The 22,533-nt window shown below is 34.4% G+C and carries 23 protein-coding genes, 1 other RNA gene and 1 pseudogene; 22 read left to right on the top strand and 3 right to left on the bottom strand.

Annotated elements, in window-relative coordinates; genetic code table 11:
* The first annotated feature begins 39 nt into the window (after positions 1–39).
* The 15 genes and pseudogenes from comGA to JG29_RS05520 all read left to right on the top strand — a co-directional run bounded on the left by comGA (position 40) and on the right by JG29_RS05520 (position 11,229).
* On the top strand, positions 40–1,011 hold the full coding sequence (comGA, locus tag JG29_RS05580) for a competence type IV pilus ATPase ComGA (RefSeq protein ID WP_045922978.1): 972 nt from the start codon (positions 40–42) through the stop codon (positions 1,009–1,011).
* A complete protein-coding gene (locus JG29_RS05575) occupies positions 977–1,978 on the top strand; it encodes a type II secretion system F family protein (RefSeq protein WP_045922977.1) in 1,002 nt (333 codons plus the stop codon). Before comGA ends, JG29_RS05575 begins: the two co-directional genes overlap by 35 nt.
* 2 nt (positions 1,979–1,980) lie before the next feature.
* On the top strand, positions 1,981–2,280 hold the full coding sequence (gene comGC / locus JG29_RS05570) for a competence type IV pilus major pilin ComGC (RefSeq protein WP_045922976.1): 300 nt from the start codon (positions 1,981–1,983) through the stop codon (positions 2,278–2,280).
* Positions 2,231–2,707 carry a type II secretion system protein gene (locus JG29_RS05565; protein WP_156961636.1) on the top strand — a complete coding sequence of 159 codons (477 nt, stop codon included), beginning with the start codon at positions 2,231–2,233 and terminating at the stop codon, positions 2,705–2,707. The genes comGC and JG29_RS05565 overlap by 50 nt, the downstream gene beginning before the upstream one ends.
* Positions 2,691–2,999, top strand: a complete 309-nt coding sequence (locus JG29_RS05560) for a hypothetical protein (protein WP_045922974.1) — start codon at positions 2,691–2,693, stop codon at positions 2,997–2,999. The genes JG29_RS05565 and JG29_RS05560 overlap by 17 nt, the downstream gene beginning before the upstream one ends.
* 40 nt (positions 3,000–3,039) lie before the next feature.
* Complete coding sequence (locus JG29_RS05555) at positions 3,040–3,396, top strand: hypothetical protein (RefSeq protein WP_156961635.1); 357 nt, start codon at positions 3,040–3,042, stop codon at positions 3,394–3,396.
* Complete coding sequence (locus JG29_RS08780) at positions 3,383–3,553, top strand: hypothetical protein (RefSeq protein ID WP_156961634.1); 171 nt, start codon at positions 3,383–3,385, stop codon at positions 3,551–3,553. The genes JG29_RS05555 and JG29_RS08780 overlap by 14 nt, the downstream gene beginning before the upstream one ends.
* A gap of 53 nt (positions 3,554–3,606) precedes the next feature.
* On the top strand, positions 3,607–4,629 hold the full coding sequence (locus tag JG29_RS05550; protein ID WP_045922972.1) for a class I SAM-dependent methyltransferase: 1,023 nt from the start codon (positions 3,607–3,609) through the stop codon (positions 4,627–4,629).
* A 1-nt stretch (position 4,630) separates the two neighbouring features.
* On the top strand, positions 4,631–5,821 hold the full coding sequence (locus JG29_RS05545) for an acetate/propionate family kinase (protein ID WP_045922971.1): 1,191 nt from the start codon (positions 4,631–4,633) through the stop codon (positions 5,819–5,821).
* Between the two features lie 113 nt (positions 5,822–5,934).
* Positions 5,935–6,302, top strand: a transfer-messenger RNA (tmRNA) gene (gene ssrA / locus JG29_RS08695).
* Between the two features lie 510 nt (positions 6,303–6,812).
* The gene (locus JG29_RS05540) at positions 6,813–7,679 is read left to right on the top strand and encodes an ABC transporter ATP-binding protein (RefSeq protein ID WP_052696319.1); all 867 of its coding nucleotides are present in this window, start codon (positions 6,813–6,815) and stop codon (positions 7,677–7,679) included.
* On the top strand, positions 7,663–8,568 hold the full coding sequence (locus JG29_RS05535) for a hypothetical protein (RefSeq protein WP_045922970.1): 906 nt from the start codon (positions 7,663–7,665) through the stop codon (positions 8,566–8,568). The genes JG29_RS05540 and JG29_RS05535 overlap by 17 nt, the downstream gene beginning before the upstream one ends.
* Positions 8,569–8,776: 208 nt before the next feature.
* Positions 8,777–10,141: an SLAP domain-containing protein gene (locus tag JG29_RS05530; RefSeq protein WP_045922969.1), complete on the top strand. Its 1,365-nt coding sequence runs from the start codon at positions 8,777–8,779 to the stop codon at positions 10,139–10,141.
* Positions 10,142–10,661: 520 nt separating this feature from the next.
* Positions 10,662–11,015 (top strand): annotated as a pseudogene (locus JG29_RS08900) (C40 family peptidase); the annotation flags it as partial.
* A gap of 16 nt (positions 11,016–11,031) precedes the next feature.
* Positions 11,032–11,229, top strand: coding sequence for a hypothetical protein (locus JG29_RS05520; protein WP_045922968.1), 198 nt, complete (start codon positions 11,032–11,034; stop codon positions 11,227–11,229).
* A gap of 81 nt (positions 11,230–11,310) precedes the next feature.
* Here the strand turns inward: JG29_RS05520 and JG29_RS05515 are convergent, their stop codons facing one another.
* Positions 11,311–11,787 carry a nucleoside 2-deoxyribosyltransferase gene (locus JG29_RS05515; RefSeq protein WP_045922967.1) on the bottom strand — a complete coding sequence of 159 codons (477 nt, stop codon included), beginning with the start codon at positions 11,785–11,787 and terminating at the stop codon, positions 11,311–11,313.
* A 143-nt stretch (positions 11,788–11,930) separates the two neighbouring features.
* Between JG29_RS05515 and JG29_RS05510 the strand changes: the two genes are divergently transcribed.
* Genes JG29_RS05510 through JG29_RS05500 form a run of 3 tightly spaced genes read left to right on the top strand, consistent with a single transcriptional unit; the run spans position 11,931 to position 14,973 of the window.
* Positions 11,931–12,758: a Cof-type HAD-IIB family hydrolase gene (locus JG29_RS05510; RefSeq protein ID WP_045922966.1), complete on the top strand. Its 828-nt coding sequence runs from the start codon at positions 11,931–11,933 to the stop codon at positions 12,756–12,758.
* Between the two features lie 20 nt (positions 12,759–12,778).
* Positions 12,779–13,504, top strand: a complete 726-nt coding sequence (locus JG29_RS05505) for a response regulator transcription factor (RefSeq protein WP_045922965.1) — start codon at positions 12,779–12,781, stop codon at positions 13,502–13,504.
* Positions 13,501–14,973, top strand: coding sequence for a sensor histidine kinase (locus JG29_RS05500; protein WP_045922964.1), 1,473 nt, complete (start codon positions 13,501–13,503; stop codon positions 14,971–14,973). Before JG29_RS05505 ends, JG29_RS05500 begins: the two co-directional genes overlap by 4 nt.
* A 34-nt stretch (positions 14,974–15,007) precedes the next feature.
* On the opposite strand, the gene JG29_RS05495 is transcribed toward JG29_RS05500, so the two are convergent.
* A complete protein-coding gene (locus tag JG29_RS05495; protein ID WP_052696341.1) occupies positions 15,008–17,164 on the bottom strand; it encodes an LTA synthase family protein in 2,157 nt (718 codons plus the stop codon).
* Positions 17,165–17,258: 94 nt separating this feature from the next.
* Between JG29_RS05495 and JG29_RS05490 the strand changes: the two genes are divergently transcribed.
* Complete coding sequence (locus tag JG29_RS05490; RefSeq protein ID WP_045922962.1) at positions 17,259–17,861, top strand: VanZ family protein; 603 nt, start codon at positions 17,259–17,261, stop codon at positions 17,859–17,861.
* Positions 17,862–17,974: 113 nt separating this feature from the next.
* Entirely contained in the window at positions 17,975–19,315 is a 1,341-nt protein-coding gene (locus tag JG29_RS05485; RefSeq protein WP_045922961.1) for a glucose-6-phosphate isomerase, read from the top strand.
* A gap of 51 nt (positions 19,316–19,366) precedes the next feature.
* Here JG29_RS05485 and JG29_RS05480 read toward each other — a convergent pair whose 3' ends face one another.
* On the bottom strand, positions 19,367–20,299 hold the full coding sequence (locus JG29_RS05480; protein WP_045922960.1) for a glycosyltransferase family 2 protein: 933 nt from the start codon (positions 20,297–20,299) through the stop codon (positions 19,367–19,369).
* A 91-nt stretch (positions 20,300–20,390) separates the two neighbouring features.
* Here JG29_RS05480 and JG29_RS05475 point away from each other — a divergent pair, with 91 nt between their 5' ends.
* Together JG29_RS05475 and JG29_RS05470 are read left to right on the top strand one after the other, a co-directional pair.
* Positions 20,391–20,879, top strand: coding sequence for a GNAT family N-acetyltransferase (locus tag JG29_RS05475; protein ID WP_045922959.1), 489 nt, complete (start codon positions 20,391–20,393; stop codon positions 20,877–20,879).
* Between the two features lie 174 nt (positions 20,880–21,053).
* On the top strand, positions 21,054–22,493 hold the full coding sequence (locus JG29_RS05470) for an APC family permease (protein WP_045922958.1): 1,440 nt from the start codon (positions 21,054–21,056) through the stop codon (positions 22,491–22,493).
* The last annotated feature ends 40 nt before the right edge of the window (positions 22,494–22,533 follow it).

The following is a 22,533-nucleotide window of genomic DNA, read 5'->3' as shown; positions in this document are numbered from 1 at the left end:
GTTTTCTGGGTATTTTAATAGTGAAAAGGAGGTGAGAATATGCAACCAGAAATTTATACGCAAAAAATTTTACAATTTGCCTGTCAAAGAGAAGTTTCTGATATTTTCTTTTTGCCGCATTTACAACAGGTAATGATTAAAATGCGAGAAATAGATGGAATTCATGATTATCAAATTTTAGATAAAAATTTTGCCGCTGGAGTTATAAATTATCTGAAATTTACTTCAGATATGGATATTAGTGAGCATCGTCGGCCCCAAGTGGGGGCCCGTAAATTTAGTTTTCAAAAACAACAAATTAACTTACGTTTGTCTTCTTTAGGCGATTATGCTAATCAGGAATCTTTAGTAATTCGTTTGATTTATCCCTTGCGCAATTTAGTTACAAATGATCTAAAAGAGCAACAATGGCAGGATATCATGAATCAAAGAGGATTAATTTTATTTAGCGGGCCGACCGGTTCTGGCAAAACGACCTCCATGTATCAGTTAACTAAAAAATATAGTAATAATAAAATTGTATTGGCCATTGAAGATCCTGTAGAAATTATCGAACCGCAATTTCTTCAGGTCCAAGTTAATGAACGTGCTCAAATGAGTTATGCTAATCTTATTAAAACTTCTTTGCGTCATCGTCCCGATATCTTGATTTTGGGGGAGATAAGAGATGAGCAAACCAGCCAAATGGCAATCCGAGCCGCTTTAAGCGGTCACTTAGTTATCTCCACAGTTCATGCGCGCAATAAATTTGCTGTAATTGGTCGCATGATGGAGTTAGGTGTGAGTCAGCGGGAATTATACTCCGTTTTAAATTGTGTAGTCTATCAACGATTAATATTACAGACTACTGGAGCTATTAAACCTTATCGTGATGTTTTGCTGGCGGAGAATTTGAATCAGGCAATTACAATTCCTCAAAATAATTATACTGACTGGCAAAGAATGTTGCAGCGCGATTATGAAAAAGGGCTTCTGGATGAAAATACCTATCACCAATACCAGGCTGGATAAATTAAATCCGAAACGGCAAGCAATTTTTTTAGCAACTTTAGCAAAATTACTTAGTAATGGATTTTCTATTGAAACTTCTTTAGAATCCATGCGCCTGATTTTACCACAAGAAAATAAATTACTATTGAGAATAATTCAACGTTTAAATATTGGAGAGAATTTAGCGGCAGCCTTATTTGATACAGGACTTACTAAAACTATCTTAAGTCAAATTATGATTGCCGAAATCCATGGTAATCTCATTAAATGTTTACGAGAAAATGCGGCTACTTTACTCATAAGACAAAAGAATTTGCAAAAAATCCTGAATTTATTAGCTTATCCGTGTTTTTTATTAATTAGTTTAGGCCTTTTATTGCTGTTTTTACGAATAGAAATGGCCCAGCAACTGCCTCATTTAGCTTTACCAAGCTATTACTGGTTATGTTTACGGATTTTAGCAATAATTATCTTTTTAGCATTATTAGGTACAATTATTTATTTGCGACACACTTCCGAGATTAATCGGGCTTTAAAACAAATGCAAATTCCTTTCCTGGGGAGGATTTATCGTAATTATTTTCATTACTTAATTTTATCTGCTATTGCTACTTTTTTAAAAAGCGGTTTGTCGTTAAACGAAATTCTGGCAACCAGTAAACAACTTACTGTGGGGTCTATTCAACAGCAACTGGCACAAGAGATAGAAGCACAAATTTTGGCAGGCCAACCATTGTCACTGATCATTCAAACTAATCCTTTTTTACCTCCAGAAATAGATATTGCCTTGAATTTAGGACATAGTAATCAACAAATTGCCCTAGAATTACAAACTATTGCCGAAATAAAATATCAGAATTTACAACAACAACTGCAGAAATTGATTAATCAAATTCAACCAGTACTTTTCTTAATTGTTGCCGGTTTAATTTTAGGAACTTATTTAAGCATTCTATTGCCGATTTATTCGATGATGAAAGGGATGTAGAAATGGCTCAAAAGAAACATTCAGCATTTACATTAATTGAAATGGTCATTGTACTGTTCATTATTTCGTTATTATTATTAATTATTATTCCCAATGTTAATCAGCAAAAAAAATCAGCGGAAAATAAAACTAATCATGCTTTTAGAACCACTCTCCAGACCCAAGTTGATATGTATGAAGGACAGCATCCCACATGGGAAATTTTAAGAAAAGAACATTATTTATCTGATGCTCAAGCTAAAAAGGCAATAGATGACGGTTATGAAATTGAAGCAGGCAATGTCGTTGCTCCGCATAAATAAGCTTTGCCCCGCCTTTACCTTGATCGAAAGCCTCATTTCCTTAACCATAGTTTGCATTGTGCTATTACTACCTACGATAAATTATCATCAACAATTAGAATTGCAACAGGAAAAATTGGCATTATTAGCGTTTCAAAGTAATTGGCATAATTGGCTTAATGATTCTTTTTTATACCATGAAGTTCGGATTATTAGTGTTAATCAGCAAACTCACTGTTTAAAATTCATTGATCCCAATGATCCGCCACGTTCTTATGAGCAACATTTGCCCCGTCAGCTGGATTGCCGACTTTCCAGAAATTTTATTCGCATTAAAAGTGGTGAAGTAACACCGCAAACCATTATTTTTGTTTCTGCAGCTACTAATCAAGAATATCGTTTTAAAGTGCAGATGCAATGGGGAGAATTAATTGAAGAAAAAACATAGAGCAGTTTTATTATTAGATGATATGTTGGCTTTTTTTCTAGTTTTACAGGCAGTCATGATCATTCCTTTATGTATTATTCCAACTCAACAAAACCTAAGTACTGTCCAGCAACAAACTTTTTTCAAATTAGCCTGCTGGCAAAAACTTCAGCATCCTAATATTCAAGAACTTACCTTAAAAAATCAGCACTATACTTTTCAAGATCGAGGAGCAAAACTTGAAGTTTATCAGCAAAAGAAACGTTTGGAATACGATCGTCTTCAAAAAACATTCCGCTTTTTTACTGAGTGAAATCTTAGTCTCATTACTAATTTTGATTTTAATTCTATCGATGATCGATTTTTTGTTGACCTCTTATCATAATAATAGAGAACGTCTTTTTTATAACGAAAGTAATTGGGAAATTGCAATGCTGCGCTTAGAGCAGATGACTGCTGGAGCCAAATTGCTCCAAGCAGATGATAAGAGGGTATTATTTGAAACGGCTGGTACTTATAAATTTCCTCATAAAAAATATCAATTACAAATTTATCATCATATGCTCCGAATAACCGGTGAACACGAGGGCCATGTACCGCTGCTGCTCAATCAACGCCAATTGAGTTTTAATGTTAGAAAGCCGGTTTTAAAGATTACTGCCATTGATCGTTGGCAGAGAAAGTGGGAGTTTTATCTTGAGTTTCAATAGAACACATCTGGGCTTTGCCACTATTTGGGCCGTTTTATTGTTGAATATTGAATGTTTGGTCATTTTGACTTATCTGAATTTTTATCAGCAGGAATTACAAAATTACCGTCAATTAGAGCAAATCTATACCCAAAAGATTATATCCATTGATAAATAAAATTATTTCCGCTAACATATAAAGGCAGAATTGTTATTTTGGGAGATGGATCTATGGCGCAAACACAAATTGATAAAATTTTTGCTTTTCTTGATCAAACGACTGAAAAATTGCGGAAATTTTTGAATGTTCCTTATCGTGATGCCTTATCAGAAAATATATTTAATATAATAGAACAAAAAACCCATATAGAAGATGGTTATCCTACTGCCGCTCAGGCTCAGGAGTTGGATAAATTATATCAGAATTTTGAGTTGCGTGATTATCCTCTATGGGATGTTAAACGTGCAATTGAGTTAACGATTATTAAGGCACAAAAAGTTGATAACTTAGATGTGAACTTATTAATGACGCCGGATATTATTGGGACTTTAAGTGCTTTAGTCATTGCGGAAATATTTCGTCATTATCCTCAGCCGCAATTGGAAACAATGGATGCGGCTATTGGTACTGGCAATTTGTTAATTGAAGCCAATCGAGAATTGCAAAAAAGTACTCATTTGCGCCTGGCTATGCACGGAATCGATAACGATTACCATTCTTTAGAAATTGCTTCTGCTTTAGGAGAAGTTTTACAAAATAAGATTGATCTTTATCATCAAGATGCAGTAGCCCATTGGCTCCATAGTGGGTATGATCTGATCTTATCTGATTTACCCGTCGGCTATTACCCCTTAGATGAAAATGCTAACAATTTTCAAACAAAAGCAGCGACCGGACATTCTTATGCACATCATCTTCTCATGGAACAAGCAATGCAGAATGTACATCCAGCCGGAATAGGTCTTTTTATTGTTCCTTCACAGATTTTTGAAACCAAACAAGCGCAAAATTTGGTACACTGGATGGTAACTGCAGTTTATTTACAGGCTGTTTTGAGTTTGCCGCAGTCTTTATTTGCTAGTCCGCAAGCAGCTAAGTCTTTATTAGTACTGCAACGCCATGGAGCTGGAGCCCAACAAATTAAGGAAGTATTAATGGGACAAATTCCGGATTTGAAAGATACCAGTGCTATAATTAAATTCAAGGACCAATTACAAGATTGGACTAAAAAAACATTTGTATGGGAGAAATGATATGCAACGAAAGATTTTAGTAGTAAATTCTGGTAGTTCAACTTTAAAATTTAAGTTGTTTGCGTTACCAAAAGAAGAAGTAATTGTTAAAGGTTTGGTGGACCGTTTAGGACTAGATCATTCAGTTTTTGAAATTACTTATCAAGGAAAAAAGCATTCCCAAGAAATACCTATTCAAAACCATGTTGAAGCAGTCAAGATTCTGATTCAACAATTACAGGATTTAAAAGTAATCGCTGATGTTCAGGAAATTTCTGGGGTTGGTCATCGAGTAGTTTCCGGAGGACCTTATTTTGATAATTCCGTTTTATTAGACGAAAAAAGTTTAAAGGAATTATCCCGGATTGATGAATATGCCCCTTTGCATAATCCAGCAGAACGTAAGGGAATTGAAGCTTTTGCCCAGATGTTGCCTAATGTACCGCAAGTGGCTGTATTCGATACTACTTTCCATAAAAAACTTCCCCTAATGAATCAAGTATATTCCATTCCACGAGAATATGATGAAAAATTTGGAGCTCATCGTTATGGTGCCCACGGTACTAGCCATGACTATGTTTCACATAAAGCGGCTGAATTTTTGCAGAAGCCTTATGATAAATTACGGATGGTTAGTATGCATATGGGTAGCGGGGTTTCAGTTACAGCGATTAAAGACGGACATTCTTTTGATACTTCTATGGGCTTTACCCCTGTAGCCGGTGTAACTATGAGCTCCAGAGCAGGGGATATTGATATTTCTTTAGTATCATTTTTAATGGAAAAATTACAAATTACAGATATTCATGAAATGCTGGATATTTTAAATAATGATTCCGGTCTTAAGGGGTTATCAGGTGTTTCACCAGATATGCGGGATTTAATTGCTGTTAAAGATACTAATCCCAATGCGCAACTGGCGATTGATGTCTTTATTAATCGAATTGTGAAATATGTAGGAGCTTATATCGCGGAAATGCATGGCATTGATGTAATGATTTTTACTGCAGGTATGGGTGAAAATAATCCTGCAATTAGACAAGCTATTATGGATAACTTTGGCTTTTTAGGAATGAAAGTGGATCAAGATACCAACGAAAATGGTAAAGGAATAAGAAAAATTTCTGCTGCTGATTCTAAAATTGCAGCTTTAGTAGTTCCTACTGATGAAGAATTAATGATCGTTCACGAATTTGAAAGACTAGTAAAATAGTTAACCGTTTAAAGAAGGTCTGATTGATGTTAGTATCAATCAGACCTTTTTAGTATAAGAATAATTACTTGCAATTTGTTAGGCTTTATTCTATACTAATATCTACTTAATAAGGGGATGTTATGGATTCGACATATATAGTTGAGCACTGATTGCATCTCGTAGGTTACGTCTACGTAAAAACGTTACAGTTAAATTATAACTGCAAAAAATAATAACAATTCTTACGCTTTAGCTGCTTAAAAACAGTTATTAGTGTGATCCTTTTAGCTTTGCTCAAGGGTTAAATTGGGTCTTAAAAAATTGAGCTACGTTTAATTGCGCCACCTGAACAATTAAAAAGAGATCAACAGGATAGTTATTAAGGTGAGCCTGGTTGTACGGCGTTCTTAATAATGAAATTTAAATAGTGCAGCTATGGATGTAGATATTGGTGTGGCAGTATGTATGGACAGGAGTTCGATTCTCCTCATCTCCATTAATTAGTTGATTTAAAGCGTTGAGCTACGTTAGTGCTCAGCGCTTTTTCTTTGCCTACGGCTAGCCAAATCAGTGCTTAATTTAATTAATGGTTTTTTAAATTTTTAAATTATTTATTGTAAACGTAGTTAAAAACTTTATAATATGTATCACAGGGGGCGTTAGATGAAATTCATGGATACATATTAACTTGACTAACTTAATTATCTTGTTATATAAGCAATTAGTTGTGGATCTTTGTAGATACGAAAAATGAAGGCAATAAGATATTAAACAATATTTATATACAAATGAAAAGGATTTCAGATTTTATTCTGTTCAAAGATTTAAAAAACAAGACAAGAAATACTAGTTATTTAGCTTTAATTTTTACTAATTAAAATTCTAAGCAAGGCAGACCGAAAGTGATTTTTTGGATAGTGCAGGCAGCAACTAAGTTTTTGTTCAAAAAATATTTGAATAACATTAAGTAAAAGAAGTGGTTAAATATGAACGAAGAGAAGATGAAAGAATGATTTCTATAAATAATCTTACAACTGTTATTGAAGATAAGAAAATTTTAAATAATATAAATTTAAAATGGAGTAGCAATCAAAAAGTAGGCATTATTGGCCTCAATGGTGCGGGCAAAACAAGTGTTTTTAAAAGTATATTACAACTGGGATTTTTCCAAAATAATTCTATAAGTTATCCGGCTAATTTAAACATAAAAGATGATATCGGATATTTAAGCGAAAACAGGGGACTGTTTACAAAAGAAACTGTTGCAAAGAATTTATCTTATTTTGCTTTGCTTAATCTTTTAGATGCTCCAACAGCAGCAGAAAGAATCAAATTTTGGCTATCTTTTTTTAAAATTAATGAATTGTCTGATAAAAAGATATTTGAGTTATCAAAGGGGAATCAACAAAAGGTACAATTTATAGCAAGTATTATTGGTTTACCTAAGTATATGATCTTGGATGAGCCGTTTAGTGGGATTGATCCTTTAAATGCCGATTTATTTATTCAGGCAATTAATTATTTATATGAAAATAACACAACCGTAATGTATTCAAGTCACCAGATGAATTATGTTGAAGAAATTGCCAATATGATTTATGTGATCAAAGATGGTCAAATAGTTGAAAGTGGGACACTGAATGATATTAAAAATCGGTATAGAACGATTTCGGTAATGAACAGTAAAGAATTAGAGGCGTTAAAGAATAAATTAGCTAAGAACTCACTACAATTTTTTGCTGATAATAATAGTTTTACTGTTCAAAATTCTCATAAATTAATTAGTGATTTTAAAGATTATAAAATCGGTCAACCAAGTCTTGAACAAATATTTAAATTGATAAATGGGGAAGCAAACATTGAAAAGACAATCTAAATTTCTAGCATATACTAATATTTCTATTAGAACTTTAATGACGAAATCCTCTTTACTCCTTGGTCTATTTTTTATGATAGTGTTTGGAATCGGAATTGGAGTTTATTTTCATATTAAGGGTTTTGATATTAATAATTTTTTTAGTTCATCAATTTCAAATATACAAATAAGTAAAATGAATTTAATCAAAATAATGTGTATCATAATTATTTTTGTTTTATTTAATACAATTTCAGGAATCATGCAGGATATTGTTATAGATAAAGATTCAAATGTAATCAAACAAATAGTTCCTCTTATTCATGAAAAAGATTATATTTTGGCCAAATTAATTTCTGCAGGTACATTAGCTTTAATTTCCATACTAAATTTATTTTTGTGCTTTTTGACCGTTATATTAACGTTGGATTGCTTAAATGTTCACCGTGGCAAATTCTTTATCTATTTACAAAAAATTATCACTATGTTGGATATTAAAGAGGTGTTAATGTTTGTTTTATTATTGGTAGCTCAGTTTATTACTTTGGTGTTATTTACAATGTTACTTGCGGGACGGATCAATAATGTTCAAGAATCTTCTACAAATGTATTATTAATTTTATCGCCGTTATTAATTTCCTTTTTTATTTTAATTCTACCTATTAGCGTAAAGAATTTAACATTAATAAGCTCTATATTAATGTTCTTTCCGCTTTTATCAGTTTTATTCGGTGCCGTCAATTATACACTGATAGGATTAAGCGCAGGCAACTTAATATGTTTATTAGTTAGCGTATTTTATATTATTGTTTTGTATTTTATAAATATCAAAATATATAAATTTTATTTATCTTCAGAAAAAAAGTTTTCCTTGAAAGAAGTTATTAAACTAATTATTGAAAGAAATTAGAAAACAAATTTTTTCATAAAAGAGATCAATTTAGTAACTAAGCTATACAAGCACTTAAATAATATTGATGGAAAGGTTTTTCAATAGTTATTCTAAACTACCTTGATGCAAGTTTTAATTTTATGAATAATTTTTTAAAATCTCAGTATCATTTATTGTAAACGAATTTAAAAACCTTATAATATATGTTATAAGGAGGTGTATTAATATGAAGTTGCAGAAAAAATTTATAATCGGTTTAGCTAGTTCAGCTATCTTGTTAGGATTAGCTCTGCCTGTAACTAATGTGCAGGCGAGTGATTCGAACTCTGATTTTAATGTGGAAGAGGCTCATTATCAACTGATTGATAATTCTTTTGTCAATGATTTGGTTAATAGCTTTTCTACGGAAGCATATTTAGATATTCCCAGTATTAAAGATTCCATGTCAACAGATATTGATGCTTCAAAATTAAGTGATATTTTTAACATTAGTTTTTCTGATAATTCCGGTATGCTAAATGCCACTGCTAAAAGTGATTTTGCCAAGTTGTTTCAAAATAATGGGGTAGATATCCCGATTAATGATGCTCAAATTTCTAAAGTAATGAATTATCCAGTTCAAGTAAAACTTTTTAATAATAGAGGCCAATTTAATAATCAAGCTTTACAAGCACTTAAATTACAAGGTGAGCCGGTAATGGAACAGATAACGGTTTTTAATCCCGATAGTGGGCGCCAGATATTTTCTAAAACAATTAAATTGGTGCCAACATCTAATATTACACAGGTTAACCTGGCAAGCGATACCTATGGTTTTGTTAAAGCTGATGCCAACGTGAATTTTTATAATTCACCACAATCTGTAGCAATTGACTATAAAGATAATAATGATCAATATATTAATAATGATCATTTTCAAATAATCTTGGGGCCAATTTATGATAATAGTACAGGTACGCCACTATCAACAGGCTTTAAAGCTGATAAGATTTATAAACAAGCAATTAACATTTATTTAAAGGGTGATTGGGCACAAAAAGTTCAGCAGGTTAATCTGAATAATAAAGAACTGCCTATTAAAACTGATAATAATAATCAACGTTATGTCAGCTTTTTACGTACTTTAAATACTACAACTAATTATGATACGCCTCTCGATGGTATTGTTACGATCAAGGATGCAGGCCAAAAGGGCTATGTTCCATTGTATAATAGTCAAGGGGAGATAGTGGCTGATAATAATGTTCTACGTACTGGAACCAGATGGAAAACTGATTTGAAATGCTACATTCCTGAAGGAGAAGGACAAGCATATTATAGAGTTGGCAAAGATGCCTATGTTCTTGTTAGTCAGGTAACGTATGAGCCTAAGCTGACTCATCATTTAGGAGTTGTCAAAGTTTTCAAACAAAATGGTGCCCAAATTTATAATTGGGACTCAAGTCAAAATAAATTCGTCGCTAATCCGAAGCGGATCTTATCTAATTCGACAGCTTGGAAATATGATCAATCAATGTTTCTGGGAGAACAGTATTATAGAATTTCTACCAACGAATGGGTTCCCGCTGACAGTATAACAGTTATAAAATAATGATCTTACAGTTTAGCGTCTTACTGAATAACAGTAAGGCGTTTTTATTATGGGAACATTAATGTAGTAGATAGTAATGTTGAATTTAAAAAGATTATCATAATTATTATGAAATAATGTTTATATTTAGTTGAATTAATCAAAAGAAGATTGTTTCTTTGAGTAAAATTTATGATATTATAAACACTAGGTAGAGTATTAATTGTGGGGGAGAATTACAATGAAGTTAAAAAAGTATTTATTAAGTCTCTTAGCGCTAATTTGGGGGGCAATTATTTTTGGGGGAACGTTTCAGGTCGTTCAGGCCCAGCCAATAATTGTTAGTCACCAAGAAAATCCGGGAATACCTGTAGTTGATCAAACACCTAAAACCGCTGTTCCCATTTTAGTTGATTCTTCAGCGCTGCAACCTCCCGTACCTGCAGCTCCGACTGCAGAGAATAATAATGGCGGAAAAACTGTAACAACAACTACTATTATTTTTCCCCAAATAGATTTAGAGATTTATACTGCTGATTTTTCAGCGACTGATTTAACTCAGACTGCGCAGAAGTATTTAGGTGTACCTTATGTTTGGGGAGGGACTACTCCTAGAGGTTTTGACTGCTCAGGTTTGGTCCAGTATGTTGCTCGTGAAAACGGCGTGATTTTACCAAGAACGTCACAACAACAAAGTACTTGCGGTACTTATATTCCTCTATCACAAATTCAACCCGGCGATTTGTTGTTTTGGGGTGGAGTCGGCACCGCCGAACATGTTGCGCTATATTTAGGTAACGGTCAGTATATTCATGCTCCTCAACCCGGACAAAATGTTAAGATAGGTCGTTTAGACTGGTTTACGCCTTCCTTTGGCAGACGTTTAAATAATTAGTTATAAGGATTAGAAGTTGCATTTACAAATAATTATCAGTATTTTTTTATTTTTTATTGGCGGTGGACAAATTATTTACGCTTTGAATAAATTTAAAAATTGTATTCAAGAAAACAATGTGAACATCAAGCAATTAATGCGTTTGTTGGCTTGGAGTAATCTAGTTAGTGGCATTTTTCTCTTGATTTTTGGGCTTGTGATTTTAACGCGCTAAATAATAAATTGTCTGCTAGACAAATTAGGGCTGGGACAAAAATGTCCAAGCCCTTTTGTTACGTTAATTATTAAAATGTGATTAATAAGCAGTTGCGGGAAATAAATCAAATTCTAAGTTATTAAAATTAAAAGTAGCCAAGTCACTAAGATGTACATAATGGGTGACACTTGGAATAAGCATTAGATTAATCTCTGGAGCAACCACATTATCGGGAATAACTGAAACAATAGGTTTATGATTAGCGTAGGCGTAACCGTATTCAAAAGCCATACCGGAATCAGGCTTTTGCGGAAGAAACATTCCGCAGACAATATCAGCTCGATCAATACCTAATAAATCGTTGCGAAAAGTACCTACTTGCCACTCTGGATCTTTCATTTTTTCCGGATGCTTAGTGACATCAATATTTTGATATTGGTGATCCAAAGGGCGAAAAGTATTATCCCAATCGACGGTTGGATTTTGACTTAAAGCATCTTGACCTTTTTTCATAAATTCGGTTTCTGCAGGAGAAAACCAGGAACAAGCAAAGTAAAGAATATTTTTAACAGTCATAATAATTCTCCAATATTTTTAACTATTATTATAACTATAGATCCATTTTGGCGCAATAATACCCGGTAAAAAGGGTAGATTTTAAATTTTAAACTATTCATGTTACAGTTAAGCAAGATAAAGATCACAGGAGTTTGAAAATTATGAAATACAAATTAATTGCGAGCGATTTAGATGAAACCTTATTGAACGATGACAAGCATGTAGGTTTAAAGACCTTACAGGCTATTGCGGCTGCCCGCCAATTAGGTGTGCACTTTGTTCCGGTTACAGGACGGGGCTTTACCTTGATTCGGCGAACGCTAACGGAACTGAATGTAAAAGATGCTGCTCAAGAATATGTTATTTCTTTTAACGGAGCAGCGATTACGGAAAATAAAGATGAGCGGATTTTAACTAAAAAGTTAATGGACTTTCAAACTATTAATATCCTATTCCAAATTGGTGTTAAAAATCAAGCCGTTATGCATATTTACACGTTAACGGATATCTATGTTTATAATATGGATAAGGATGAAAAAGAATACTTAGATAAAATGGGGTTTAGCTATTGTGATTTTAGTCAACCTTCAATTATGTTTTTAAAAGATCAACCATTAATTAAAATCTTATATAAAGATAAAGAACGGGCTAACTTAGACGATCTATATTCACAAATTCCGGCTTCAATTTTGGAAAAAACCGCTGTAACTTATTCTTCTAATCGCTATATGGAATTTAATCAGGCTGGTGTTAATAAGGGGCAAGGGCTATTAAAATTGAGTCAATTTTTAAATATTAAACCGGCAGAAATCATTGCCATTGGCGACAGTGCTAATGACCTGAGTATGATTCGGATGTCGGGATTAGGTGTAGCCGTCCAAAATGCCGCAACGGAAATCAAAGATAACGCTAATTATGTAACTTCTAATGATTATAATCATAATGCGGTAGCAGAAGTTATTAAAAAATTTATTTTAATCAACAATTAAAAAGATGGGAAGGATCAACAATGAAATTATTGATGGTAGAAGATAATCGGTCAGTTTCAGAAATGATGTCAATGTTCTTTCAAAAAGAACAGTGGGAAGCAGCCTTTGCTTATGATGGCGATGAAGCCCTGGAGATGTTTAATCAACAAGTGCAGGACTGGGATATTGTGACTTTGGATTTGAATTTGCCCGGTAAAGATGGAATGGAAGTAGCTAAGGAAATCCGGGAAAAATCCAAAACAGTTCCAATTATTATGTTAACTGCGCGAGATTCTGAAAGTGATCAAGTATTGGGTTTGGAATATGCTGATGAATATGTCACCAAGCCTTTTAGTCCGATTACTTTAATTGCCCGAATTAAAGCCTTGTATCGCCGCTCGGGATTAAAAGAAGAAACTGCAGCACCCAAACAGCCGGCGGAAACGAAAAAATTTGACATTAATACCCCTAATTTCCAATTAAGTTCGGCTACGCGGGAGGCTTATTTATTAGATAAGGAAATCCCCGATTTAACTCCGAAAGAGTTCGATTTACTCAAGGCGCTTTCTAGTAAGCCGAAACAAGTATTTACCAGAGAACAATTATTACAGCAAGTTTGGGGCTATGATTATTTTGGTGATGAACGGACAGTAGATGCGCATATTAAGAAATTACGGCATAAGATTGAACAGGTAGGTCCGCAAATTATTCAGACCGTTTGGGGTGTTGGCTATAAATTTGATGATTCGGATGTGCAGACTAAATGAAACTTATCTATCAATATATGCTGGGTTTTTTAGTAATTGTTATTACTTGTTTAAGTGTCATTGCGTTGGCAATTTATCATTATAGTGAAAATCAGGCCTATCAACAAACCTGGACGCAGTTGGAAGGTTATTCTGATAATTTGCAAACAATGGCATTAAAGATTAACCCACAGACAGGTAATATTCAAAACATCACTCCAGAAACTTTTGCTTCTCTGCAGCGAGTCATGGCTAATAACAAGGTAATGTTTGTGATGTTTGATAAACGCGGCCATGAACTATATCCATCGGTAACAAATGAGCCTTCTTTTGATAAACATACTTGGAAAATACTGCAGTCCGGTACGGTTATTCGGGAACGAAATAGTCATCTTAATCAGCAAGCGCCGCTTTTTCGCAAGCATCAAATGACTTATATTATTAAACCCTGGTTTGATAAAGACGATAAGTTGGTAGCAGTTTTATGGGTAGGGGCTGAAGTATCTGCGATTGAAACTAATATGAATGCGATCAAAAATAATTTGATTTTGGCTTTTTTAGTTTCAATAATTATTGCCGTTATTATGAGTTGGTTTTTGGCCAATTGGCAGGTGAAACGCATTGACCGCTTGCGGCGGGCGACTAAACAAGTGGCGGCCGGTGATTTTGCCGTACAGATTGAGCAAAAAGGACACGATGAAATTGATGATTTGGCTTCCGATTTTAATGAAATGGCTACTTCCTTGCAAAAATCTAATCAGGAAATTGAACGACAAGAGCAAAGACGTAAAGAATTTATGGCTGACGCCGCCCACGAAATGCGGACGCCTTTGACAACCATTAATGGTTTATTGGAAGGTCTGGCTTATGATGCAATTCCTAAAGAATCCAGGTCTAAGAGTATTCAATTGATGCGAAATGAAACCAAACGTTTAATTCGTTTAGTTAACGAAAATTTGGATTATGAAAAAATCCGTACCAATCAAATTCCTTTAAATCAGCGAGTTTTTGCGCTGAAGGCGCCGTTAGAGAATATTGTTTCACAATTGACTAAAAAAGCGGCTGCTGTTCATGACCAATTAGTATTAGATGTTAGTGAAACAACTACAGTTTATGCGGATTATGATCGGTTTATTCAAATTATTTTTAATATTACACAAAATGCTATTCAATTTACCAAAGATGGCACGATTACCATTAAAGCTGCACATGATGATCAAGTGTCCGGCACGCAGATTAGTATCGCTGATAATGGTATTGGTATGAGTCAAGATCAAGTACAAAACATTTGGGAAAGATATTATAAAGCCGATCCTTCGCGAAAAAGTACCAAATATGGTGAATCAGGTCTCGGGCTGGCTATTGTCCATCAATTAATGCAGCAGCATCATGGTCAAATTAGTGTTCAAAGTAAACTTAATGTCGGGACTACTTTTACCTTGCTTTTTTATGATAAAAAAGTCATTCAGCAGCACAAAACTACTCATTAAAAACAGATGATTAGTATTTACTTACGGAATTAGACTAGGGTTTTTTGTTTCTGGTGTTATTAGTGTTAGAACTCAATTGCGGAATTTCATAGAGAGGACTATCGTTATTTTGTAATTCGGGAGCATCAGTCTTATAAAGATTTGTAGTTGATTTATTACCATTGCGCGAGAAAAGACTAGTTGAATGTTCGCCTAAGTTATTACGGATTTTTAATAATTGATGATATTGATTTTGATAATTATAATTTTTAGGATTAACTGGAATAAAATTTTGTGGGGTGTAAAAACGTAAGAGATTAGTTTTGTTGATATTATCGGATAATTCTAATTCTTGAACCTTTTCTTGGGCGATTTTTTGGAGTCGTTTTTGGAGTAGTGGATCAGGATTAGTTAAAAATTCGCCGTTACTGTTTTGATAAATTTTTAATTGATCATTGTTACCGTTAATGACAGTATATTTAGGAGTAATAAAGTTACGATTGCGAAAGACCACATTTTGATCGTGTTGTGGTGATAATAAATCAGTACCCATAAAAATATAATCTTTAGTGTCCACACCTAATAAATGCATTAAAGTAGGTAAAACATCAATCTCGCCCCCGTATTGTTTCTGTAATCCGCCTTTTAAACCAGGCATATGAATCATAAACGGCACGCGTTGCAGTTGTAAATGATCAAATGTAGTCCAAGTTTCGGGATCACGATTTAATAAAGGAGCTAAAGCTGTTTCATCGCCTTCATTAAGGCCGAAATGATCGCCATATAAAATAATTATGGAATTGTCATAAAGACCACTGGCTTTTAAATAATCGAAAAATTCGTGAACAGCTTCATCTAAATAATGCGCAGTGGCAAAATAATTATTGACCATAGTATTATTCGTATCCGGTTTTTCAAAACCTTCGGTATCATCGTCAGCCAGCTCATAAGGATTATGATTCGTAACCGTTAAGAATTTAGCATAAAAAGGTTGCTGTAATTGTTCCAAATATTTGACACTTTCCGAAAATAAAAGTTTATCTTTGCTGCCCCAATAGGTATTACTATCAGCAGTTTGCTGGTAATACTTTTGGTCAAAAAAGTAGTGATAGCCCATATTTTTATAAACAGTGTCCCGACTCCAAAAAGATCCAATATTCCCATGAAAAACGGCACTAGTATAACCTTGTTGCTGATCTAAGATAGCTGGTGCGGCTTGGAAGGTGTTGTTGGTGCCTAAGCTGGTAAAAAAGGATCCTTCAGGCAAACCAAAAAGACTGGTTTCCAGCATAGTTTCAGCATCGCTGGTTTTACCCTGACCAACTTCATGGAAGAAGTTGGCAAAAGACAGCGTATTATTATCGTGATAAAGGCTGTTCAAAAAGGGTGTCACTTCTTGATCTTTCACTTTACTGTCAATTAAAAATTGTTGAAAACTCTCTAAATGAATGATAATTACATTTTTTCCTTTAGCCACACCTTGATATTGAGGATTTGGAGCTGCATAATGCTGATTGACAAACTGTAAAACAGGATCCATGCTGGTACCTTGGGCACCTGAGCGCAAAGAATTATTCTGTGCAGTTTTTAAACCGTCATAGGTCAAAAAAGAATTTAAACCCAGGTATTTCACGATATAAGTCCGGTCAAAAGTTCTTACTAATAATTGTGGCCGACTTAATTCTGCTAAAAAGAGATTAAAAATAATTCCTAAAATAGCCATGCTGGTTACTGTAAAAGCTTGAAGATGGCTGTAGGAATGCTGATCGATTTTGATTTTTTTACTTAATAGCAAAATTATAATAATGACAATATCAATAAAATAAACCCAATCATGGCCTTGAGCCATTGCTACAGCGCTACTGCCTAAACCTTTCGAAACTTTACCGACACTCATAATAGTGTTAAAACTAATAAAATCGTTAAATTCACGGTAATATAAAATATTACTATAAAGTAAAATGGTTTCTAACAAATAAATTACTGCCGCTGACCAATAAGTAAAGGAAGGTTTTTTAAAATATAAAGAAAGACTTAGAAGTAAGAGTGTGGAAGCCCATGGGTTAATGATTAATAAAAAATGCTGCAATAAGTCCATGGCACCCATATTGAAATCCCAATAATAAGCAATTACTGTTTTAATCCAAATAAAAAGAACTAGTAATAAAATCCAGCCCCAACGCCGGTTTAATAACTTTGTTAATTTTGTCATCATGATAAATAATTTTCTCTCCAGATAAAATATCTGCTAATATAAATTTAATTCTACCATTATCTGAGGCAAGATAGCCACTAGAGGTTTTTGAATGATTTTTTTAAATCCCATTTATCAGCAAATTTATGCCCTATATTCTACCAGAATTAATCATTTTCCACTAATTAGGTTATTTTTTTATAGTTTAGATAAAACTATTTTTTATTTCCTAATATTTTGTTTATTACGTTTTGGATATTTGCGAATCCGCCGCTCTAAAACTAATTGGTCTCATGAACTGCTTCTTAGCGGCTTTGTAATTTATCTGCTGCTGTTATTTTTTTTAACGGTATTTCGTCATGGTTATTTTCCCTGGGAGTTTCGCTTTTATTGGCACCGGTCGTTGACAGAAATCAATTGGCATCCCTTTGTTCAAACTTTAAAACTAACCTTGGGAAAGTCTATTCTAGATTTTCTTTATAATTTTTGGGGTAATATTGCTTGGTTTATACCGTGGGGAATTTTCTTTCCTTTAGTAAAAAAGCCGACTCCCGGTTTAGGCAAAACTATCTTGTCCGGAATGCTGTTATCTTTAGTGATTGAGAGCCTGCAATTTGTTTTATTTACCGGAATTAGTGATATTGATGATGTGATTTTTAATACCATCGGTGCCTTCGTGGGCTATCTCTTATTAAAATTATTTCAAATTTTCTGAAAAAAGGTTTGTTAATGAAAGGATGGCTTCTGGAAATTTCGGAAATAAGACTAACAATTTATAAAAGGGTAGGATAAAATAAAATGGTGGAATTAATATCTGAGGAGGCAACTATGGCACACATTAAATTTGATGCATCAAAACTGGGAAAGTTTGTTCATGAAAATGAATTGCAAGAAATGCAGCCGCTGGTTACGGCAGCGGATCAAGAACTCCGGCAAGGAACTGGTGCTGGTCGCGATTTTCGCGGATTTATTGATTTACCAGTTGCATATGATAAAAAGGAATTTACCCGCATTAAAAAAGCGGCTCAAACAATTCAAGCTAATTCAGAAGTTTTTATCGGAATTGGTATTGGCGGCTCTTATCTCGGAGCTCGAGCTGCAATTGATTTTTTAAGCAGCAGTTTTTATAACATTCATAATGAGCGTTCGGTACCGGAAATTTATTTTTGCGGTAATTCTATCAGTCCTAATTATTTGGCTGATCTATTGGAAGTTATTGGGGAGCGTGATTTCAGTATTAATGTTATTTCCAAATCAGGAACAACTACTGAGCCTTCTATTGCTTTTCGAGTTTTAAAGGCTAAATTGATTGCCAAATATGGTGAACAACAAGCCAAAGAGCGAATTTTTGCTACAACTGATCGAGCTCAAGGAGCTTTAAAGACAGAAGCTGATGCGGAAGGTTACGAAGAATTTGTTGTTCCCGATGATATTGGCGGTCGTTTTTCAGTTTTGTCTGCGGTCGGTTTATTACCCATTGCTGTTGCCGGAATTAATATTGATCAATTAATGCAAGGGGCCGCCGATGCACGCAGTGCTTATAGTAAAGCTGACTTGGAACAAAATGAGGCTTATCAATATGCAGCTTTACGCAACATTTTATATCGCAAAGGTTATACGACAGAGTTATTAGAGAATTATGAGCCTAATTTGCAGTACTTTGGTGAATGGTGGAAGCAGTTAATGGGCGAGTCTGAAGGAAAAGATCAAAAGGGTATTTTCCCGGCTTCTGCTAATTTTTCCACGGATTTACACTCTTTGGGCCAATATATTCAAGAAGGTCGCCGGAATCTGTTAGAAACGGTGATTATGATTGATCATCCTCGTCATGACCTGCAAATTCCTACAGCGGCTGATAATTTAGATGGTTTACAGTATTTAGAAGGCAAATCTTTAGATTATGTCAATAAGCGGGCTTATGAAGGAGTCGTATTGGCCCATACTGATGGGGGTGTTCCTGTAATGACAGTACGTATTCCGCAACAAGACGCTTATTCTTTGGGATATTTAATTTACTTTTTTGAAATTGCGGTTGCTATTTCCGGCTATCTGAATGGAATCAATCCTTTTAATCAACCCGGTGTTGAAGCCTATAAAAAGAATATGTTTGCCTTATTAGGACGTCCAGGCTATGAAGAATTAGGTCAAGAATTGAACAAAAGATTATAAAATTTAGATTAAAATAAAAAATGAAGCTGGATAATTGTTTCAGCTTCATTTTTATTTTCGCTCTTTAATAATGTAAATAGGCCGCTTTTTAACTTCAAGAAAAATTTTTCCAATATAGTTGCCGATAATACCTAAAAAGAACAGCTGCATCCCGCCCAAAAATAAAATAATGGAAATGGTCGACGACCAGCCTTTAGTAGGATTGCCATAGATTAAAGACCGCACTACAATAAAAATTAAACCGGCAAAAGCAATAAACATAACCAGTAATCCTAACCAAACAGCGATGATCAAAGGAACTGTGGAAAAATCCGTGATTCCTTCAATCGAGTATTTAAATAAACTCCAGAAATTCCAACTAGTCTGACCGGCCACCCGTTCCACATTTTTATAAGGTAAATATTTAGTTTTAAAACCTACCCAAGAAAAAATACCCTTGGAAAATCGGTTGTATTCGCTCATTTCTAAAATAGCATTAACCATATCACGCCGCATCAACCGAAAATCACGCGCGCCCGGGACGATTTGAGTGTCGGAAATTCGGTTAATAATTTTATAGAATAGGTTAGAAAAAAATGAGCGTAATTTAGGTTCACCGCTCCGATCCGTGCGGGCAGTACCAATACAGTCATAATCGGTGGTTTCTAAAAGATGTATCATTTCGACAAGCATTTGGGGTGGATCTTGTAAATCGGCATCCATAATCGTGACTAAATCACCATCGACATTTTTTAAGCCCGCGTAGATTCCGGCTTCTTTACCGAATTGTCGCGAAAAAGAAAGAAAATGATTATCAACTTCTGTGCGCTGATTGAGTTGACGTAATTTTTTAAGAGTTTGATCATTGGAACCATCATTAATAAATAAGATGGAGGGTTGATAGTTAGGCAGTTGGGCAAAAGTCTTCTGAATTGCTTGATAAAAAAGTTCAACCGTTTCTTCCTCATTATGACAGGGTACAATAATACTTACTTTTTGACTCATTATGTCCTAACCTCTTTATTTGATAAAATAATCATAACCTTATTTATTATAAATTACTAGTTCCTAAATACAGAAGAAAGTAGGAAAGCTTATGCAATTACAACTGCAAAAAATGACAGCAGCCCAGTTTCCACAATTTATGAATTCGCAGATTAATGAATATGCTCACCAAAAAATTGCCAATCATTCTTGGCCTGCTGCCAGTGCTCGCCAACAGGCAGCAGAAGAATTTCAGATGTTATTGCCTGACGGCTTAAATACTTATCACAATTATTTTTATGTTTTATGCTCTGCAGCCCAAGATTTATATGGTTATGTTTGGTTGGCCGAGGTCATTGATAGTGATCGTCCACAACAACCATATTTATTTATTTATGATTATTCTATTTTGCCGGATTACCAAAATCAAGGTTACGGTCAAAAAGGACTAGAGTTGGTTTTTCAAGTGGCTCAAAAATTGGGCTATCAAAGTTTGGGATTACATGTTTTTGGACAAAATTATCGGGCACAACATGTTTATCAAAAATTAGGGTTTGTGCCGACCGATATTGTAATGAAAAAAGATTTAAATAGTGACTAAAAAGCTCCCTCAGAATAAGCATAATTGTCTGGATATTGTAATTTCTAGTAATGATATTGTTTTATGCAGCAACCTTTGATAAAGTATTCAGAAAAGATTGACAAATACTAGTTTTTGTTAGAGAATATTAATCAATTTCTCATCTAGATATTATGAAACAGGGGGTACAGCAGTTTGACTACATTATTAAAGCGGATGCTGCGAAAAGAAGATCCTAGCGTTTACGAAGTTAAAGATGCTCATTTGGTCCGCACCTTAAGAGTTAGAGATTTCTTATCTTTAGGGGTAGGAACCATTGTTTCCACAACGATTTTTACTTTACCGGGAGCCGTGGCGGCAGAACATGCTGGCCCGGCAGTTATTTTATCGTTTCTTGGAGCGGCAGTGGTGGCCGGATTAGTTGCCTTTGCCTATGCAGAGATGGCTTCAGCCATGCCCTTTGCTGGTTCTGCTTATTCTTGGATTAATGTTATTTTTGGAGAATTTTTTGGTTGGGTTGCCGGTTGGGCTTTATTGGCTGAATATTTTATTGCGGTAGCATTTGTTGGATCAGGATTATCGGCTAATTTTCGTGGTTTAATTGCTCCCCTAGGTTTAAAATTACCTAATTCTTTAGCTAATCCTCTGGGTAATAATGGTGGAGTTATTGATTTAGTCTCTGCAATTGTTATACTTTTAGTGGCGCTTTTACTTTCACGTGGTGTTACTGAGGCTGCCCGGGTAGAAAATATTTTGGTTGTGGCTAAAGTTTTAGCGATCATTCTTTTTATTATCGTTGGTGCTACAGCCATCCGCTTACAAAATTATGTCCCGTTTATTCCTAAATATCATCTAAACCCTGATGGCAGTGCTTTTGGTGGTTGGCAAGGTATTTATGCCGGGGTTTCTATGATTTTTCTAGCCTATATTGGTTTTGATTCAATTGCTGCTAATTCAGCCGAAGCAGTTGAACCGCAAAAAACTATGCCGCGAGGCATCTTAGGCTCCTTATTAATTGCGGTGGTCTTGTTTGTTGCTGTTGCCTTAGTTTTAGTGGGAATGTTTAAATATACTGAATATGCTCATAATGCGGAACCGGTTGGCTGGGCCTTAAGACAAAGTGGTCATGGCATTGTTGCTTCGGTTGTTCAAGCCATTGCGGTTATTGGGATGTTTACGGCCTTAATTGGAATGATGTTAGCCGGTTCTCGATTAATATATTCTTTTGGACGTGATGGCCTTTTACCTAAATGGTTGGGACAAGTTAATGATAAGAATTTACCTAATCATGCTTTAGTTGTTATTACCATTGTTGCTATCATTGTGGGATCAATTTTTCCTTTCGATGAATTGTCACAATTAATTTCTGCAGGAACTTTAATTGCTTTTATGTTTGTTTCTTTAGGAATTTATGGCTTACGAAGACGTGAAGGTAAAGATATCGTAAATGATGGCTTTAAGATGCCTTTATATCCGGTTTTACCTTTTTTGGGCTTTTTAGGTTCTCTGATTGTTTTTAATGGCTTAAGTAAAGCTGCTAAATTATATGCGGGTGGCTGGTTCTTATTTGGTTTATTAGTTTACTTTTTCTATGGTTTACGCCATTCTTATTTAAATAAGAATAATGGAGTTTGATTTTTGTTTACTGTCCTAAGGACATTGAGCATTTATGAAG

The sequence above is a fragment of the Bombilactobacillus mellis genome, from assembly GCF_000967245.1.
GTDB classification, from domain to species: Bacteria; Bacillota; Bacilli; order Lactobacillales; family Lactobacillaceae; genus Bombilactobacillus; species Bombilactobacillus mellis.
The sequence above is the reverse complement of the archived record's forward strand: the minus strand, read 5'-3'. Positions and strand labels throughout refer to the sequence as shown.